The sequence below is a fragment of the Sulfurospirillum cavolei genome (assembly GCF_001548055.1).
Classification (GTDB): domain Bacteria; phylum Campylobacterota; class Campylobacteria; order Campylobacterales; family Sulfurospirillaceae; genus Sulfurospirillum.
This window is the reverse complement of sequence record NZ_AP014724.1, coordinates 812362-829322: the sequence shown is the minus strand read 5'-3', so window position 1 is coordinate 829322 and position 16961 is coordinate 812362. Positions and strand designations below refer to the sequence as shown.

The 16961-nt window shown below is 44.4% G+C and carries 15 protein-coding genes; 3 read left to right on the top strand and 12 right to left on the bottom strand.

Annotation, left to right across the window (positions count from 1 at the left end):
- The first annotated feature begins 72 nt into the window (after positions 1-72).
- Together argJ and UCH003_RS04240 are read left to right on the top strand one after the other, a co-directional pair.
- Positions 73-1263 carry a bifunctional glutamate N-acetyltransferase/amino-acid acetyltransferase ArgJ gene (gene argJ / locus UCH003_RS04245; RefSeq protein WP_060825548.1) on the top strand — a complete coding sequence of 397 codons (1191 nt, stop codon included), beginning with the start codon at positions 73-75 and terminating at the stop codon, positions 1261-1263.
- A 53-nt stretch (positions 1264-1316) separates the two neighbouring features.
- Positions 1317-1544: a YdcH family protein gene (locus UCH003_RS04240; RefSeq protein WP_039673112.1), complete on the top strand. Its 228-nt coding sequence runs from the start codon at positions 1317-1319 to the stop codon at positions 1542-1544.
- 15 nt (positions 1545-1559) lie between these two features.
- On the opposite strand, the gene UCH003_RS04235 is transcribed toward UCH003_RS04240, so the two are convergent.
- The 12 genes from UCH003_RS04235 to yajC are packed head-to-tail and all read right to left on the bottom strand — an operon-like array spanning position 1560 to position 15697.
- Positions 1560-2222, bottom strand: a complete 663-nt coding sequence (locus tag UCH003_RS04235) for a 3-methyladenine DNA glycosylase (RefSeq protein ID WP_060825547.1) — start codon at positions 2220-2222, stop codon at positions 1560-1562.
- Positions 2212-3021, bottom strand: coding sequence for a TIGR00282 family metallophosphoesterase (locus UCH003_RS04230; RefSeq protein WP_060825546.1), 810 nt, complete (start codon positions 3019-3021; stop codon positions 2212-2214). Before UCH003_RS04230 ends, UCH003_RS04235 begins: the two co-directional genes overlap by 11 nt.
- Positions 3018-5993, bottom strand: coding sequence for a transcription-repair coupling factor (gene mfd, locus UCH003_RS04225; protein ID WP_060825545.1), 2976 nt, complete (start codon positions 5991-5993; stop codon positions 3018-3020). The genes UCH003_RS04230 and mfd overlap by 4 nt, the downstream gene beginning before the upstream one ends.
- 9 nt (positions 5994-6002) lie before the next feature.
- On the bottom strand, positions 6003-6392 hold the full coding sequence (locus tag UCH003_RS04220) for a bactofilin family protein (RefSeq protein WP_060825544.1): 390 nt from the start codon (positions 6390-6392) through the stop codon (positions 6003-6005).
- Positions 6332-7231, bottom strand: coding sequence for a M23 family metallopeptidase (locus tag UCH003_RS04215; RefSeq protein WP_060825543.1), 900 nt, complete (start codon positions 7229-7231; stop codon positions 6332-6334). The genes UCH003_RS04220 and UCH003_RS04215 overlap by 61 nt, the downstream gene beginning before the upstream one ends.
- Complete coding sequence (locus tag UCH003_RS04210) at positions 7228-8370, bottom strand: bifunctional folylpolyglutamate synthase/dihydrofolate synthase (RefSeq protein WP_060825542.1); 1143 nt, start codon at positions 8368-8370, stop codon at positions 7228-7230. The genes UCH003_RS04215 and UCH003_RS04210 overlap by 4 nt, the downstream gene beginning before the upstream one ends.
- Positions 8371-9915 carry a GGDEF domain-containing protein gene (locus UCH003_RS04205; protein ID WP_060825541.1) on the bottom strand — a complete coding sequence of 515 codons (1545 nt, stop codon included), beginning with the start codon at positions 9913-9915 and terminating at the stop codon, positions 8371-8373.
- Positions 9896-10414, bottom strand: a complete 519-nt coding sequence (gene lptE / locus UCH003_RS04200) for an LPS assembly lipoprotein LptE (RefSeq protein WP_060825540.1) — start codon at positions 10412-10414, stop codon at positions 9896-9898. The genes UCH003_RS04205 and lptE overlap by 20 nt, the downstream gene beginning before the upstream one ends.
- Before the next feature lies 1 nt (position 10415).
- Entirely contained in the window at positions 10416-12863 is a 2448-nt protein-coding gene (gene leuS / locus UCH003_RS04195; RefSeq protein ID WP_060825539.1) for a leucine--tRNA ligase, read from the bottom strand.
- 8 nt (positions 12864-12871) lie between these two features.
- Entirely contained in the window at positions 12872-13843 is a 972-nt protein-coding gene (secF, locus tag UCH003_RS04190; RefSeq protein WP_060825538.1) for a protein translocase subunit SecF, read from the bottom strand.
- Positions 13843-15429, bottom strand: a complete 1587-nt coding sequence (gene secD, locus UCH003_RS04185; protein ID WP_060825537.1) for a protein translocase subunit SecD — start codon at positions 15427-15429, stop codon at positions 13843-13845. Before secD ends, secF begins: the two co-directional genes overlap by 1 nt.
- Positions 15422-15697 carry a preprotein translocase subunit YajC gene (gene yajC / locus UCH003_RS04180; protein WP_039673134.1) on the bottom strand — a complete coding sequence of 92 codons (276 nt, stop codon included), beginning with the start codon at positions 15695-15697 and terminating at the stop codon, positions 15422-15424. Before yajC ends, secD begins: the two co-directional genes overlap by 8 nt.
- Here yajC and UCH003_RS04175 point away from each other — a divergent pair.
- Complete coding sequence (locus tag UCH003_RS04175; RefSeq protein WP_082709146.1) at positions 15667-16947, top strand: apolipoprotein N-acyltransferase; 1281 nt, start codon at positions 15667-15669, stop codon at positions 16945-16947. The genes yajC and UCH003_RS04175 overlap by 31 nt on opposite strands.
- Positions 16948-16961 lie beyond the last annotated feature (14 nt).

The window sequence follows — 16961 nt, the reverse complement described above, 5'->3', positions numbered from 1 at the left end:
GGGGAAATTTTACCTTTACTTTTTCGTCCCTTTCTTTCACGACACTTTATAAAAATCCAAAAGGATTTACCGATGTTTACACTGCTTCCTGTTCAAAACGGATTGGATAACGTTGAAGGCTTTTTTTGCCAAGGCGTTCATGCGGGTTTTAAACCTAACCAAAAAGAGGACGTCGCGTTTATTCGCACCGACGAACCGTGCGACGTTAGCGGTATTTTTACGAGTAACGTCTTTCAAGCCGCGCCTATTAAACATTTCTTACGTTATCCCAAAGGCTTTCAAACCAACTTTATTTTAATGAACGCCAAAAATGCCAACGCGATGACGGGAGAAAAAGGAATCGAAGACATCGATACCTTGTTTGCCAAACTTCAAACGCTTTTTCCGAAGTTGCACCATCCTATTATGAGTTCGACGGGCGTTATCGGCTATCGTCTCAATGTCGATAAAATGGCACTCGCATTTGAAAAATTCGACTTTAACGCAAAAGATTCGCATTCGACGGCATCGGCGATTATGACCACCGACTCGTTTAAAAAAGAGCTATGCCTTAAAGTCATTCTAGAAGACGGAAGCTTCTTTCATATCGCCGCCATTTGTAAAGGTGCGGGTATGATTAATCCCGCGATGGCGACGATGCTTTGTTTCATTTTAACCGATGCGGCCATTCCCAAAGCCGATATGGATGCTTTGTTATTGCCGGCCGTACAAGCATCGTTTAATGCGGTGAGCGTGGACGGAGACACGTCGACTAACGATACGGTTTTACTTTTAAGTTCTCGCAAAAGCGGCGTTTACGAAAAAGAAGCGTTTAACGAAGCTCTCAAACGTATCACGCAAGAGTTAAGTTTAATGTTAGTTCGAGACGGAGAAGGCTCTACGAAAGTGGTTGCATTTGAAGTTAGCGGTGCTCAAAACGACGAAGAAGCCGAACGTGCGGCGAAAGCACTTAGTAATTCGCTTTTAGTCAAAACCGCACTTTTCGGCGAAGATCCGAATTGGGGGCGTATTGCGTCGACGATCGGAGCAAGCGGCATTACATGTAGCGAGGAAACGTTAGTTATTCACTACGACGACATTTTAATTTATTCGAAAGATCAGCGTTCCCTCGACGAACAAACGGAAAAAAAAGCGGCGGAAGTGATGAAAAAAGCATCGTTTCGTATCCGTTGCGAACTGGGAATCGCGGACGGTTCTTTTACCGCTTACGGGTGCGATTTGGGACACCGTTACGTCGAAATCAATGCGGATTACAGAACGTAGCCCTAAGATTAAGTACTTTTAGGTAAAATAAAACAAATATAAAAGGAGAAGCCATGCTACACGAGTACCGAGATATTATCTCAAAATTAAAATTGGACAACGCCCACTTTGCAAAAATTTTTGAACGACATAACGAGCTCGACCAAAAAATTGCCGATGCCGATGCGGGCAGAGATCATATCAGCGATGCCGAGCTTGATGCACTTAAAAAAGAAAAACTCAAACTTAAAGACGAAGCGTACGCCATGATTCTTGCGTATAAAAAAGAGCACAGCCTTTAATCGATTCGTTTGGGCTTAAAGGCCCAAACGCTCTACATCTACGACTTTTCCTCGACTGTTTTCCTTACAATATTCTACGATTTTTCCATGAAAGCGCGCATAGAGTTCGTGCAAAGATATCTCTTTGGCATACAATCGTCGCAGTGCATCCTTATCGCTTAGTCCTTCGAGCATCCACGATTGAAGTGCTTCGTAGCTTTCAAAATCGTACCCGTAAGCATTAAGAAGTCTTGCCGTATAGGCATCGACGACCAACGCCTCTTGGTAACAGGCATAACATAAAATAGAATCCGCACTCTCTTCTCCGACGCCTTTTTGCGCCAAGAGCCATTCTCGCGTCACGTTTGCTTGGAAGGTTTCAAAGGTACTAAACGTTTCAAGAATCGCTTTGGCTAAAGCACGAAGGTTTTTAGCTTTGGTGTTGTAAAAGCCACTCGGTTTAATGCATTCGGCTAGGGTTTCAATCTCGAGTCGAGCCAGAGTATCCAAACAATCGACGCCGCATGTTTCCAGATGTTCAATACTTTTTTCAACTTTTTCCCATTTGGCCTGCTGGGTTAAAATCGCGCCGACGACGACCCAAAACGTCCCCGATCGCGGCCACCAAAAAGGATCGCGAGCCGATTTCGGATAACCCGCATTTTTTAACGCACGTAAGAGTTCCAAACTATCGTTCATAAATCGCCTTTACAATGTGACGTTCTTGATCGTCGAAAATACGCACTTTAAACGCGTCGACGCATCTTCCTTCTTCGATCTTCACAATCACCATTTGAAAAATTTTCTTGCATTTTTTAGGCAGTTCCAAGGCACAGGGAAGCCCCGTTAAAAAGCGTTTGAGCGGTGCGGTTTTGTCCATGCCGATCACGCCGTCGCGTGCCCCGCTCAGTCCAACGTCGCTGACAAAACACGTTCCTTCGTCGATCTGCAAATCGTCCGTTCCAACATGCGTATGCGTTCCGAAAACGGCACTCGCTTTGCCTTTAAGGAGGTGAAACATCGCATATTTTTCGGAAGTCGCTTCAGCGTGAAAATCGACGATAATCGTTCGAATCCCCTCGTGCAAAAGCGCATCAATCGTCTCTTGCGCACACAAAAAGGCATTATTGAGCGTCGGCATACCGTAATGACCCATAATGTTGAGTACGGCAATCGGTTCGGCATTCACATGTAAGACTTTAACACCCGAACCCGCAACGCCTTTGGGATAATTATGCGGTCTTAAAATCGGCAAAGTCTCTAAAAGCGGAAGAATCTCTTTTTTATCCCACGTATGGTTTCCGCCCGTAATCAGATTAACACCGTAAGAGAAAAGCTCGTTTGCGTGCTGTGCATTAAGTCCGAAACCGTGACTGGCATTTTCCGCATTAGCAATCACGTAATCAAGCGCAAACTCTTGGCGAATTTTTTTCAGATGCGTCTCGATCATCGAACGTCCGGGGCGACCGACGATATCGCCGATGAAACCTATCGTCATGGCGTTTGCTTTAAATACGTCAACACGCAAGCAATAACATCGTCATCGTCGCGACTTCGCGACTGAAGCGTCGTTTTTTGCTCGGTTTCGTATTTGATCGTAATCATTTGGTGGTAATTGGAAATCAAACTAATGCTTTTTTGCGCCGCTAAGATCTTGATTTCGATTAGCTGTAAAAACTGTCGTGTCGTAACGTCTAACTTACCGAAACGGTCCAACATCTCCTCTTCGATTAAGAAGAGTTCTTGAACGTTTTGGCATCGACTCAACCTTCGGTAGAGTTCCAATCTCACGCGTTCTTCAAAAATATACTGCTCACTGATAAAAGCGTTTATAGAGAGCTTAATATCGACTTCGCGATGGGCGACCGGTGCTTTACCGAGTAAGGCGTTGATGGCGTCCTCGAGCATTTTTAGGTATAACGCGTAGCCGATATGTTTGATGTGCCCGCTTTGTGCTTCGCCGACGAGATTGCCTCCGCCGCGGATTTCAAGGTCATGATATGCCAAAATCGAGCCGCTTCCCAAATACGAATTGGATTCCAATGCGATTAAACGTTTTTTGGCGGCTTCGGAAAGTTCTTCTTTGTTTTTGACTAAAAAGTAGCAAAAGCCTTGTCGTTTGCCTCGCCCTACACGTCCGCGCAGCTGATGCAAATCCGCCATACCGAAATGATCGGCCGAATCGATCATAATCGTATTGACGTTGGGAATATGAATTCCAGACTCGATAATTGAGGTCGAAAGCAATACGTCGTACGCTTTTTCTTCGAAACGAAGCATCTCTTTTTCGGTCACGCTCGCGCTAATTTCGGAGTGTAACGTTAAAATGCGCAGATGCGGCATCATACGTTGCAAAGCTTTGCGTTTGTCTTCGATCGTCGCAATGCGGTTGTGAACGAAAAAGACCTGACCGCCGCGTCGCAACTCTCGTAAAATTGCCTCTTTAATCACTTTTTCGTCATACTCTTTAACAAACGTACGCACGTCTTCGCGATCGTTCGGAGGTGTGAGCAGTTGCGAATACTGTTTGATGGAACTGAGTGCCATATTGAGGCTTCTGGGAATCGGTGTCGCGCTCATCGAGAGAATATGCACGTTTTCGCGGAAATTTTTGAGTTTTTCTTTTTGTTTCACGCCGAATTTATGCTCTTCGTCCACGACGATGAGCGCAGGATTGTGCAATTCCACGTCAAAAAGGGCATGCGTTCCAACACATACATGTAAGCTTCCGTCTTTAAGCCCTTTGAGAATCGTTTGTTTTTGTGCCGGCGTGGTAAAGCGATCGAGTTGCGCGACGCGAATGCCGTATTTTGAAAAACGCGTTGAAAGACTTTTGAAATGTTGCGAACATAAAAGCGTCGTCGGCGCGATTAACAAAGCTTGATACCCTTTTTGAACGGTTGCGAAAATAGCATTCATCGCGACTTCGGTTTTTCCGAATCCCACATCGCCGCTTAGAAGCCGATCCATCATTTTACCGCTGTGCAAGTCGTTTAAAATCTCGCTAATCGTACGTTTTTGATCTTCGGTATAGACGAATCCGGCATCGTCTTGAAATGCCGCCAAGGCTTCTGCGGAGCTTTCAATATCTAAGGCGTCGATCATCTCGCGTTTTGCGGCAATCGCAATAATCTCACTTGCGATCTCCATCAAACGCTCTTGGGTTTTTGCTTTAAGCTTTTGGAAGCTGCCTTTGCCTAAACGATCGACACTGATTAAACCGCCGCTTTCGCCGATGTAACGATCGATGACGTGGAGGTTTTCGACCGGCAACAATAATTTGTCGTCGCCGAGGTATTCAATGAGCACGAAATCTTTCGTTGCCCCTAAAACGCTAATGGGCGTCAAACCTCTAAAAATACCGATACCGTAGTGTTCATGCACCACGTAATCACCGATTTTCAGTTCGTCGAGTACGAAATTTGCACGCTTTCGTTTGACTTTGACGACGGGTTTATTGAGCGAAAGAATAACCTCGTCTTGACTCATAATCGTGACGATGCGTTCGCTCTCGGTAAATTTCGTCTGCAAAGAATCGAGTTCCGCCATCCGCAAGAGAAGCTCGTTTTTGGCAAGAAGCGTAATTTTCTTAGCGCGATGTAGCTCTAAAAACGTTTTAAGATTGCTCGTAGCGATATCAATATCCCTAAAACGCGTTGCCTCGGGAATTTTCGGCAATGCACGTAACGATGCAGCTTCTTCTTCGTTAAACAAAGCAATCTCTTCAAGTTCATCGTCTATATCGCCTGCCAAGCGGATACGAAAACGCGTCACGTAATTATCGGCATACTCACCCAAGACCCATAAGCCTAGCGAATGCATATCTTTGGTAAAACTATCGCTTTTGAGATGCTCTATACGCTTCTCCATCGTTTCGTAGCGCGTTTGATCGAGCGCAAACAAAGCCGGAATAATCCTCAGGCTTTCAAGCTCTTCTTTATCGCTCTTTTGCGTCTCACAATCAAAAAAACGAAGGCTTTCGATTTCATCGTCGAAGAGGCAAATACGCACGGCATAGTCTTGATCGGGAGGAAAAAGATCGATAATATCGCCGCGTACGGAAATTTCGCCTTTACCTTGCACCACGTCGACAAAACGGTATCCCCAATAAAACATTGTTTCTCGAAACACGTCTAGCTCAAGGCGGGAGCCGAATTCTACATGTAAGGTTTGAAAGATTTCAGGTTTGGGAAGCGGCGTCAAAAGCGTTCGAATCGGTGCAATCAGCATTTTTTTCGACGAAGCGTCTTGATAAAACGCCTGCAAGGTTCGAAGCAAAACGAACATCTCGTCGTGAAACGAGAGTAAGTCATCGCCGCTATTGGCCCGAAGATCGGGAAGTACGTACGCTTTATATCCGACGTAAAGTGCGACTTCGCAGGCTAAAAATGCCTCTTTATCGCCTTTGACGCCGATGAGTTGAGTATCCGGTTTGGATATTAAAAATTCGTAACACGAGGCTTGTAACAAAAAATTCCTTTATCCTTCGTAGGAGAGCTTGGGTGCTTCTTCGCTTGCGGTTTTAATCTTACTCTCGCCTTCAAAAATAGCTTTCGCTTCAATAATCAGCTCTTTAGAAACCACTTTACCCAAAAGCTTTCCGCCTTCTAAGACTTCGACGTTGTCGCAATCGGCATTGCCCTCGAAAAGTCCGTTGATAATCAGCCGACTTGCGTGGATTTCGCCGCTCACCTTTCCTTGTTTACCGATCGTCACGATACTTTCGGAAAGAATTTTACCGATAATTTCACCGTCGACATGTAAACGTGTTTCGCAATGAAAAATACCCTCGACTTTTGCGCCGCTTGCTACGATGGTTGTTTCGGAAGCGGGTACTGCGCATTGATTAGTTTTATCAAAGATTCCCATGTGACTCTCTTCTCCTTTTGAAAGATTTCCGTAAAATTAGACCCTTTCCAACGTAAAAAGGTTTCAGGGTCTAAAAGACGCCCTATAAACTTGATTTCATAATGCAAATGAGGACCGGTGGACATACCGCTGTTACCCGAATAGGCAATAATATCCCCTTTTTTCACGAACTGCCCCTCTTTGACGATCGGTTTGTTCATCAAATGAGCATAATAACTCTCAAACCCGTAATTATGGCTGAGAGAGACGACGTTTCCGTAACCGCTGTTTTGATTGTACTGAATAAATTTAACGACGCCGTCCGCCGGTGCTAAGACAGGCGTTCCGACCGGCGCACGTAAATCGGTTCCCGCATGAAACTCTTTACGCTTCAAAATAGGATTTTCCCGCCATCCAAAACGCGAAGAAAATTCACTGTACGCCATCACGTCACCGCTGGGAATATTGTCAAAAAAGGTTTTTTGCTGTAAAACGGTTACGTCGATCTCTTCAAGACGCGTGTCAAGTGCATCTTCATCGTTAGCTCTTAGACCGATCAACTCTTCGACGTTGCTAATTTTATCGCGAATTGCTTCGTACTCTTTCGACTTTTCCGAAATCTCTTCTTGCAAAGATTCGTTTTGTGCTAATAAAATATTGCGTTCGTTAATCGCACTCTCTTTTTTTGCTTCTAACGCAGACACCTCTTTCATGAGAAAAAGAATGACGAAACTGCCGACAAGAATCACTAAGGCGACAAAAAGCGTAAAATACAAAAGAAATTTTTTAATGACTTGGTGCAATAAAAAGTGGCGCGAACCGTGAACGTCTGAGATCGTAACCGTAAATTTATCTTTCACTTTATCCCTTTTAAAAATGCCTCGGCAACACTAAAAGAGCCGAAAACGACATACTCTTTTTGAGGATCAATCGCTTGAAACGAGGAGATTTTCAAACCGTATTCTTTCGCCGTCTCGTACAAGCGTGCTTCATCTACCGCACGCGAACTATGAATCGCAATCACGTAGATCTCTTCGATGATAGGAACCAAGAGCTTTAAAATCGTTCTGTAATCTTTATCTTTATAGCAATTATAAATAAGCCCTACTTTTTTTCCATCAAAGCTTTGCGCCAATGCTAAAGCCGCCATGACGTTATGCCCGACGTCTAAGGTGACGTTGGGAAGGATTTTTTGATGGCGTCCTTGTAACATCGTTATGGAAAAACTTTCAAACGTTATATCATACCCAAGAAAGGTTAACGCGCAAAACGCCGTCTTAAAGTTTTCGATTAAAAAAGGCGCGTTCGTATACGAAGAGATATACGCTTCTAACATGTCAGACGTTTTTGCGTCAAAGCGAGGCTGAACCATCGTGACATGTAAGCTTTGAGCTTTTTGACGCGCCAGAACTTCGACGCTCGCTTCGTATTGTGCGGCTAAGACGAAATCGTTGGCGATGCTATTGAGCTTTGTCGTCGCAATCGCTTCGATCGTATCGCCTAAAAAATCTTGATGATCGTACCCGATAGGCGTTACAATCGAAAGTATTTTAGGAAAAACGTTGGTCGCGTCAAACTCACCGCCAAGCCCCGCCTCTAAAACGACGTAATCGCAAAAATCGCAAAAAATAGCCATGGCTAAAAGCGTCGTATACTCAAAATACGAAAGAGCCTGTGCCTCGTGTGCATCAAGCCATGAAAGCAGTTTTTGATGATACGCTTCTAAAATCGCATCTTGGACGTCGCATCCGTCGATCCAGATTCGCTCGTTAAAACGAAGAATGTGCGGCGAAGTGTAATGTCCGACGTGAAAGCCGTTATGACGCAACATCTGTGCTAAAAAGCGTCCCGTCGTTCCTTTACCGTTCGTACCGACGACGTGAACGATGCGAGGAAGCTTAAAGTGCGATGCAATACGACGATACGTTCTTGGCATACGTTCATAGTCGATCTCGTCGTAAGAAAGCGGTTTAGGGTCTAAAAAAGAAAGAAGCGTCATTTACAAAATAGGCATCACTTGATTGCGCCCGCACTCTTTGGCCTTATACAAAAGCGTATCGGCGGCGTTTAAGACTTCTTCTTTGGAGGCGTATTGCGAACGCTGTGCGACGCCGCAACTGATCGTCACGTTAATGCGTTCGCTTTTGTATAAAAATTTAAATTGCTCGATGACGTTTCGAATTTTTTCCGCGAAATGAATGGCTTGCGCCAAATCGGTACTCGGTAAAATAACCAAGAACTCCTCGCCGCCGTAACGTCCCGCAAAATCAACCTGACGGATATACTTGCGTAAAATCTTACCGACCGTCGAGAGGATAACGTCGCCCGCTTCGTGACCGTAGTTGTCGTTTACGTTTTTAAAGTGATCGATGTCGATAAAACAGAGCGTATAATCGACCTTATAACGCATAAAAGCGTCTTCGACGCGCTCAAGTTCGTTCGATAACGCTCTACGTGTCGCAACGTGCGTAAGATAATCTTCTTTAACCTCTTGCTTAGCGACCAGTAACGCCGATTCTAGCTTCGTGATACGGCTTTGCAATTTGGTAATGGTCTCTTGGTTGCTCATCATCTTCTCGCTTAAGGAACGCGTTTCGTTTTCCAAAGAAGAGGCAATATGCAAAAGTTTCGAATGAACGCTCTCAAAACCGTCTTGCGAAAAATCGATTTTTTGCAAATCGGCACGAATAGTTTTGACTTGCTGATGACTAAGATTGCTGCTTTGAATCAAATCAACGATTTTTTTATTGATTTCATCCAAGATTTTATCCAACGCGGCAACTTTCTTTTTAACTTCTTCTTTATCGAGTGTAATACGCTTTGAAATTAACTGCTTAATCTCCTTTTGAAACGCAGGCGTGCCTAACGCCTCGGGGGAAGCCCGAAGTTCGTGTCCGATATTGGCAAGTTCGTCGTTCATACCCGAAGCGATAGAAGGCGACAGCGAAGCGACGATCAAAGGAACCAACCCTCTGTAAATTTCTAAACTGTCGTCTTTGTTTAGCAAACGCAAGACGTCTCGTACCATCATCTCCAAATCGTCTTTTGAGATATGCCCGAATACATCGAGTTTTTTAAGATAACTGTCGTCGTAGTTGGAAATAAAATCAAACCATTTTTCTTTGACTAACTCAATGGATTGGAGGTTTTGGTGAAAATCCAAACGCTCCAAAGAAGCATTAGCAAGGTTCGTTGCTTTGGCATCATGCAACAAGGTAATCGCCTGCAAAACGCGTTTGGTCAACAACGCTAAAGCACTCACCATTTTGAGCGCATCGCCTTCATTGGCACGATTGAGTTTGGCAACGAGAAAGGAGAGCAATTCGTCCACCGAGCCGATATTAAAGCGTTTCATATCGGCGATAATCGTCGCATCGAGTTTTTTGACGTACTTTTCGACTTTTTGGCAATCTTCGACGATCACGCCTTTTTGCTTCGCGACTTTACAGAAGACTTTCGCGTAATTATCGGGTGTAAGGCTTAAATGTTCGGCTTTAATGGACTCTAAAGACTCTTTAATGATTTCATTGATGGTGGTTGCCATTGCGTAGTCCTTTGATCGCAATTTTCGAAATAAACTCGTCCAAAGCTTCGCTTGACGCCGCTTTAATCGCCTCGTAACGATTCGTATCGGAGATAATGCTGTTGGTTGCGATAAAAAAGTCGTATTCTCCCGACGCGGTTAGTTTTTCCACCTTGTTATCTTTCGCCTCATACGTAAACGAAAGAACGACCGAAGTTTTATAGGCATTGACGTAACCGTATTTATCGTAAATCGTCGGTGTAAACGAGAGGCTGTCGATACGCACTTTCAAGATCGTTTCCGCACGCTCCTTCGTTGCCAATTTCGCTCCGAAACGGTTCACGATTGCTTCGTTGATCGCATCGTTAATTAAAACGCTATTTCTTGGGTCTTGCCTCGAAATACTCACTTCCGCATAAATCGTATCGCCTAAAGCCTCTTTGGCATAATACGAAGAGGGTTTATACCCGCATCCGCCGAGCCATAGGAGAACGACAAGTCCAAGAAAAAGTTGTTTCATACTACTTTACCACCAGATTGATCAATTTATTGGGAACGTAAATTTCTTTGAGAAGCGTCATGCCTTCTAGCCATTTTGCCGCACTCTCTTTGCCGCATTTTAAAGCTTCTTCTTGAGAAATACTCGTAGGCACTTCAATCTCGGCGCGTTTTTTACCGTTAACCGTGACCGCCAAAATCATACTATCGCTGACAAAAACCTCTTCTTTTAATGCAATCGTCGTAAAGTTTTTACATGTAAAAAGATCTTCGCTAAGTTCCCAACACGTATGCGGGATCACCGGTTCCAAAAGGTTGAGCAAGATAAAATACCCCTCCGTCCAAACGTCCGAATCGTTTTGTTCGCTAAGTGCGTTGAGAGCTTCCATGCATGCGGCGATTAAAGTGTTGAACGTGTAACTTCCCTCAAAAACCTCATTGGATTTTTTAAGTGCTTCGTAGACTTTTTTACGTGCGTATTGCGATGCTTTGGAAAGAGTTGCATGATCGATGTTCGGCAAAGCCTTACATGTACGAACGTTTTCGCTTTTTTGAACAAACCGTTTGATGAAGCGAAACGCCCCCTCCACCGCACTATCGTTCCACTCAAGCTCTTTTTGAGGCGGTGCGGCAAAAAGAATAAACAGACGTGCCGTATCCGCTCCGTAGGTCTTAATAATCGAATCGGGATCGACCGTATTGCCTTTACTTTTGCTCATTTTTGAACCGTCTTTAAGCACCATCCCTTGAGTTAAAAGATTGGCAAACGGTTCATCGCAATTCACGTATCCCAAATCGCGAAGCACTTTGGTAAAAAAGCGCGAATACAACAGGTGTAAAATCGCATGTTCGATACCGCCGATGTATTGATCGACGTTCATCCAGTAATTAACGCTCTCTTTATCAAAAGGTACGTCGCTCCAAAACGCCGGATCGGACGTGTAACGTAAAAAATACCAACTGGATTGAAAAAAAGTATCCATCGTATCGGTTTCGCGCGTTGCGTCGTGTCCGCATACGGGACACTTCGTGTATTTCCACGTCGGGTGCTTGTCTAAAGGATTGCCCTCGCCCGAAATTTCGACGTCGTCGGGAAGCGCAACCGGAAGATTTTCAAATTTTTCGGGAACGAGCCCGCATTTAGGACAATGCACCATCGGAATCGGAGCACCCCAATAACGCTGACGGCTAATACCCCAATCGCGTAATTTATAGTTAACGACTTTCGTACCGATGCCTTTTTCTTCAAAACGGGCGATAATGCGTTTTTGTGCGCTTTTGGAATCCAGCCCGCTAAATTCTCCCGAATTCACCAGCGTACCGTATTCACATGTCGCCGCACTTCCGTCAAAAGGCGAAGCAGTTTCAATGCTTTGAATTATCGCTAAATCGTACTTTTTGGCAAATTCGAAGTCGCGTTCGTCATGAGCGGGAACCGCCATAACCGCACCGCCGCCGTATTCGATCAAAACGAAGTTGGCAACCCAAACAGGAACGCTTTCCCCCGTTAAAGGATGAATCACGTCGATGCCTAAGCTAACACCCTCTTTTTCCGATTGGGCGCGTTCACGCGCACCTACACGTTGCATCGCTTTAATCTGTGCCGTTTTTTCTTCGCTTAAAAGCCGATGTTCGATCAGATAATTGACGATCGGATGTTCCGGTGCCAAGGCAGAATAACTCACCCCGTAAATCGTATCGGGGCGAGTCGTAAAAACGTTATACGCTTCAAATTTTCCGTCCAATTTTGCCTTGGATTCGGGAGTTAAAGCAAACGTAAATTCCAAACCTTCGCTTCGACCGATCCAATTTTCCTGCATCGTTAAAACTTGATTCGGCCAACCTGCGCGTAATTTCTCGCAATCGTCCAATAATTCTTGCGCGTATTGCGTAATTTTAAGGTAATAGCCCGGAAGCAAGCGTTGTTCGACCGGATTGTCGCAACGCCAACAACATCCCTCTTCGACTTGTTCGTTAGCCAAAACGGTTTGACATGTATTGCACCAATTTAAAACGGCGTTTTTTTGATAAACCAAGCCTTTAGTGAACATTTCGATAAAGATACGCTGTTCATGCTTCGTGTACAAAGGATCGCTTGCGGCAAATTCGCGTTTGGCGGAAAACGAAAGTCCCAAAGAGGAGAGCTCTTTACGCATATAGTCGATATTTTCGTACGTCCACTTTTTAGGGTGAACTTTGTGCTTAATTGCCGCATTTTCGGCGGGCATTCCAAAACTGTCCCAACCGATCGGGTGTAAAACGTTAAAGCCGTTTTTACGATAATGCCTTGCAATCGCATCGCCGATCGTATAGTTGCGTACGTGCCCCATATGAATCCGACCGCTGGGATAGGGAAACATGCTTAAAATGTATTTTTTCTTTTGCGTAAAATCGCTATGGGGTTCGAATGCATTCGTCGCATGCCAGCGATCTTGCCATTTTTTTTCAATTTCTAAAGGATTGTACTGCATCTTAATTCCTATACCGTGCCTTTTTCGTACTGTGAGCGCATTTTAGCTTTTTCCAGTCTGTTTTTCTCTTTAAGCGCGATTTTATTTTTGTAGCCTTCAACGCTAAAACCCAACACTTTCAAAAACGGTGCGGAGATAAAAATAGAGCTGTAACTACCGATAATCAAACCCAGCAACATGGTAAAACTAAATCCGTGAATAATCTCGCCGCCGAAAACATACAACGTAAAGACGACAAAGAAAACGGTCAATACCGTTAAAATCGTTCGCGAAAGGGTTTTGGAAACGGAGGTATTAATCACATGCATCAAATCCATATCTTTGGTACTTTTCAGTTCTTCACGAATACGGTCGTAAATAATAATCGTGTCGTTAATCGAATAACCGATTAAGGTCAAAATTGCCGCCAGCACGTCCAAACTCATCTCAACTTTAAAGAGAATAAGTGCCCCCGTAGTGATAGCGACGTCGTGAAGCAACGTAATAATCGAAGCGACCGCGAACGTCCATTCAAAGCGAAATCCGACATAGATCATAATGCCTATCATACTAAGAACGGCCGCCATAATCCCTTTTTGGCGAAGCTCACCGCCTACTTTTGGACCTACGATATCGACTTTACGTACATCGAACGATCCCGAATCCTTCAGTGTTGAACGGATAATATCGCCGACATCGTGCGTGACGCCCTCAGTCGTAGAAGCAAAACGGATTTGGACTTCTTCGGGAGAGCCGAATTCCGTAACGATCGCACCGGAAAAGAGTTTATCTTTCGCGAGTGCTTCACGAATCTTATCCATCGGAGCGGTTTGTTCGTATTTTAATTGCACGACCGTACCGCCGGCAAAATCGATTCCGTAGCTCAATCCGTGCGTAAAGAAAAGAATAATAGAAATAAAAGCAAGCGAAAGCGTCGTTACGATAAAAAAACGACTCACTTTCATAAAATCGTATACTTTATGGTGTGGGAAAAACTCCATTAGTGACTCCTCTTAATGCCAAACCACATAATGGGGTTGTGATTGCTTTTTTCAATTCGGGATCTCAGTAAATCGTAAATACCGTGTGTTCCCAAAATTGCCGTTAACATGGAAACACTGATACCGATTGCCGTACTGATCGCAAAACCTTTAATCGGCCCCGTGCCGTACACGTACAATAAAATTGAGGTTAAAATCGACGTAATATTACTGTCTAAAATAGCACTCATGGCATTCTCGTAGCCGTGTTCAATGGCTTGCGTTATCGGCATACCCTGCCGCAAGAGTTCGCGAATCCGCTCATTGATAATAACGTTGGCATCGACCGCCATACCGATGGTTAAGACGATACCCGCCATACCCGGCAAGGTCAACGTCGCTCCAAAAAGCGACATAATCGCAATCAATAAAAAAAGATTAGCAATCAACGCAATATTGGCGACAACTCCCGCTAAGCGGTAGTAAAAAAGCATAAAACCGGAAACCAACGCGAAACCTGAAATCAACGCCATCAAGCTGGCATGAATACTGTCCGCTCCCAAAGAAGGACCGATACTGCGTTTTTCAAGCATCGTAACCGGTGCTAAAAGAGCCCCGCTACGAAGCGCAATCGCTACGTCGTGTGCTTCTTTAACGCTAAAGCCGCCGCTGATTTGTCCGCTACCGCCGCCGATGCGTTCACGAATATTGGGGGCGGAATAGACTTTATTGTCCAAAACAATCGCCAAGCGATTGCCGACGTTACCGGCCGTAAAATCACCGAAAATTTTAGCACCTTCGGAGTTAAGCGTAAAATTGATGACGGGTTGTTGCATTTGATCAAAACCGACTTTCGCATCGGTCAACATACTGCCGTCTAAGATAGGAATCTCTTTTAAAATATAGCGAATATGATCGCTCTTGGCATCGCTTAAGATAACGTCGCCGTACTGCTCCGCTTCGGTCGGACTCATCGTCGCGGAACGATCTTGTTTTTTCTCGTCGACCGCCATCAATTGAAGGTGAGCGGCTTTGGCAATCAACTCGCGCGCACGTTGTTCGTCTTCGGCATTTTTAACGCCCGGTAATTCGACCAAAATTTTATCGCTTCCTTGTTTGGCGACGTTAGGCTCCGCCAAACCGAATTGATCCAAACGGTTACGAATCGTCTCGACGGCTTGGGAAAGCGCATACTCTTTAATCAAATCTTTTTCTTTATCGCTCAACGTAAGCGTATACTTTAACGCCTCTTTATTGACTTGCAAACCGCTAATCGTTTTGAGCATCTCGTCGATTTTTTTCTCTTCGTCTTTATCGAGAAGGCTAAACGAAATCGTCTCTTCGATCGCGCGTAAATCGTCGATGATAATATCACTGCTTTGCGCAAAAAATTTGACGCTTGAAGCAATCGATTTGACTTTGGACTTAATCGCTTCATCGGTTTTAACGCCTAAAACCATATGCAGACCGCCTTGAAGGTCGAGTCCTAAAGAGACTTTCGCACCTTTTTGCGTTTGTAGAAACGTCGGCATGGACATTCCCACGCCGAAAATAATAGCTATTAAAAAAATAACTAAACGATAGTTAAATTTTCCGGCGTTATTCATCGATTTTCTTTGAAATAAAGTCTCTGGAAACCTTTACGATCATCCCTTCATCATTAAGCTTAACTTTGATAGAATCTTCCTCAGGTTTCACGACTTCGCATATTAAACCGCCGTTAGTAATAATTTTATCGCCTTTTTTCAGTGCATCGAGCATCTCTTTATGCTTCTTCACTTGTTTTTGTTGTGGACGAATCACAAGAAAATAAAAAATCGCGAAAAGCACGACGAGTGGAAGTAATGAAGAAAGTAAACTTGCAGAACCTTGCATGGAAATCCTTTATGAAAAAAATTGTAATGTCCTATTTTACACGCATTTATCTAATAAAAGCCTTTCTTATCGCTTCATGCCTCTCCGCCTTCATCTATTTTGCCTATGCAAACCTTACAATCCCCATGATAAATTCCCTGCTTGCGGGCATCGGATTCTACCTTTTGTTGGGCGAAAATCGTATCGTCTATTTTTGGAGCGGTTTTTTCATCGGTATTTTATGGTTTTATTGGATTAGCTTTAGCTTTGTCTACTACGATTTGGCGTTTCTTATTCCTTTGATTATCCTAAGCGTCGCGTTGGCGTATGCATTTCTTTTTTGGCTGATTGCGCGCATCAGCACTTTTCCAATCGTCCAAAGCACGCTTCTCGTTGCGACGATTTTTATCGCGCCGTTTGAGTTTAATTGGTTCAAACTCGATCTCTTGTTCCTCGACAGTTATATGAAGCCGACATGGTGGGCTCTTTGGCTTTTTCTTGTGGCGATTTCCCTGTTGAAAATGCCCATAAAAGCCTTCAAACTCATTGCGATCATTCCGTTTCTTGCGTCTTTGAACTACCCTCTAGAATCCTTACATGTAAATATTCCGCCGCTCAAAGCGACACTGCCTACGACGAACGTTCCTCAGTCGCAACGTTGGGATAGAGCGTATCAAGAAGCCGCATTGGACGAAAATTTTCGGCTGATCGAAACGGCGATTCAAAACGGCGACGAGCTGATCGTTTTGCCTGAGAGTGCCTTTCCGATGTATTTAAATCGTGCCTTACCCGTGATCGAAAAGCTCAAATCTTACTCCCGACAAATCGCCATCGTTGCGGGAGCACTGACGTACGAAGAGAACGTCGGCTATTACAATTCATCGTATTTTTTTGCCGACGGCACGATGCAAATCGCCCATAAAATTATTTTAGTGCCTTTCGGCGAAGAGGTTCCTTTACCCGAATGGATCGTCAAAATCGTTAATCGACTCTTTTTCGACGGCGCGCAAGATTATCAAAAAGCAAAAACACCGCAAGATTTCGTCATTCAAGGAACGACCTTTAGAAGTGCTATTTGTTTTGAAGCTACCAGAGATGAACTGTTTGAAGGAAATCCGCGTTATATGATCGCCATAAGCAACAATGCGTGGTTTGAACCTTCCATCGAACAAACCCTGCAACACCTGTTACTTCGTTATTATGCGGCAAAATACCAAACGGTGATCTATCATGCCGCTAACGGCGGTATCAGCGGTATTATCTTACCGTAAAGACGCCGCGGCGT

Coding starts and splice junctions, on each gene's coding strand:
- argJ (WP_060825548.1), top strand. CDS start 73: ATGTTTACACTGCTTCCTGTTCAAAACGGATTGGATAACGTTGAAGGC.
- UCH003_RS04240 (WP_039673112.1), top strand. CDS start 1,317: ATGCTACACGAGTACCGAGATATTATCTCAAAATTAAAATTGGACAAC.
- UCH003_RS04235 (WP_060825547.1), bottom strand. CDS start 2,222: ATGAACGATAGTTTGGAACTCTTACGTGCGTTAAAAAATGCGGGTTAT.
- UCH003_RS04230 (WP_060825546.1), bottom strand. CDS start 3,021: ATGACGATAGGTTTCATCGGCGATATCGTCGGTCGCCCCGGACGTTCG.
- UCH003_RS04220 (WP_060825544.1), bottom strand. CDS start 6,392: ATGGGAATCTTTGATAAAACTAATCAATGCGCAGTACCCGCTTCCGAA.
- UCH003_RS04210 (WP_060825542.1), bottom strand. CDS start 8,370: ATGACGCTTCTTTCTTTTTTAGACCCTAAACCGCTTTCTTACGACGAG.
- UCH003_RS04205 (WP_060825541.1), bottom strand. CDS start 9,915: ATGGCAACCACCATCAATGAAATCATTAAAGAGTCTTTAGAGTCCATT.
- lptE (WP_060825540.1), bottom strand. CDS start 10,414: ATGAAACAACTTTTTCTTGGACTTGTCGTTCTCCTATGGCTCGGCGGA.
- leuS (WP_060825539.1), bottom strand. CDS start 12,863: ATGCAGTACAATCCTTTAGAAATTGAAAAAAAATGGCAAGATCGCTGG.
- secF (WP_060825538.1), bottom strand. CDS start 13,843: ATGGAGTTTTTCCCACACCATAAAGTATACGATTTTATGAAAGTGAGT.
- secD (WP_060825537.1), bottom strand. CDS start 15,429: ATGAATAACGCCGGAAAATTTAACTATCGTTTAGTTATTTTTTTAATA.
- UCH003_RS04175 (WP_082709146.1), top strand. CDS start 15,667: ATGAAGAAAGTAAACTTGCAGAACCTTGCATGGAAATCCTTTATGAAA.
- yajC (WP_039673134.1), bottom strand. CDS start 15,697: ATGCAAGGTTCTGCAAGTTTACTTTCTTCATTACTTCCACTCGTCGTG.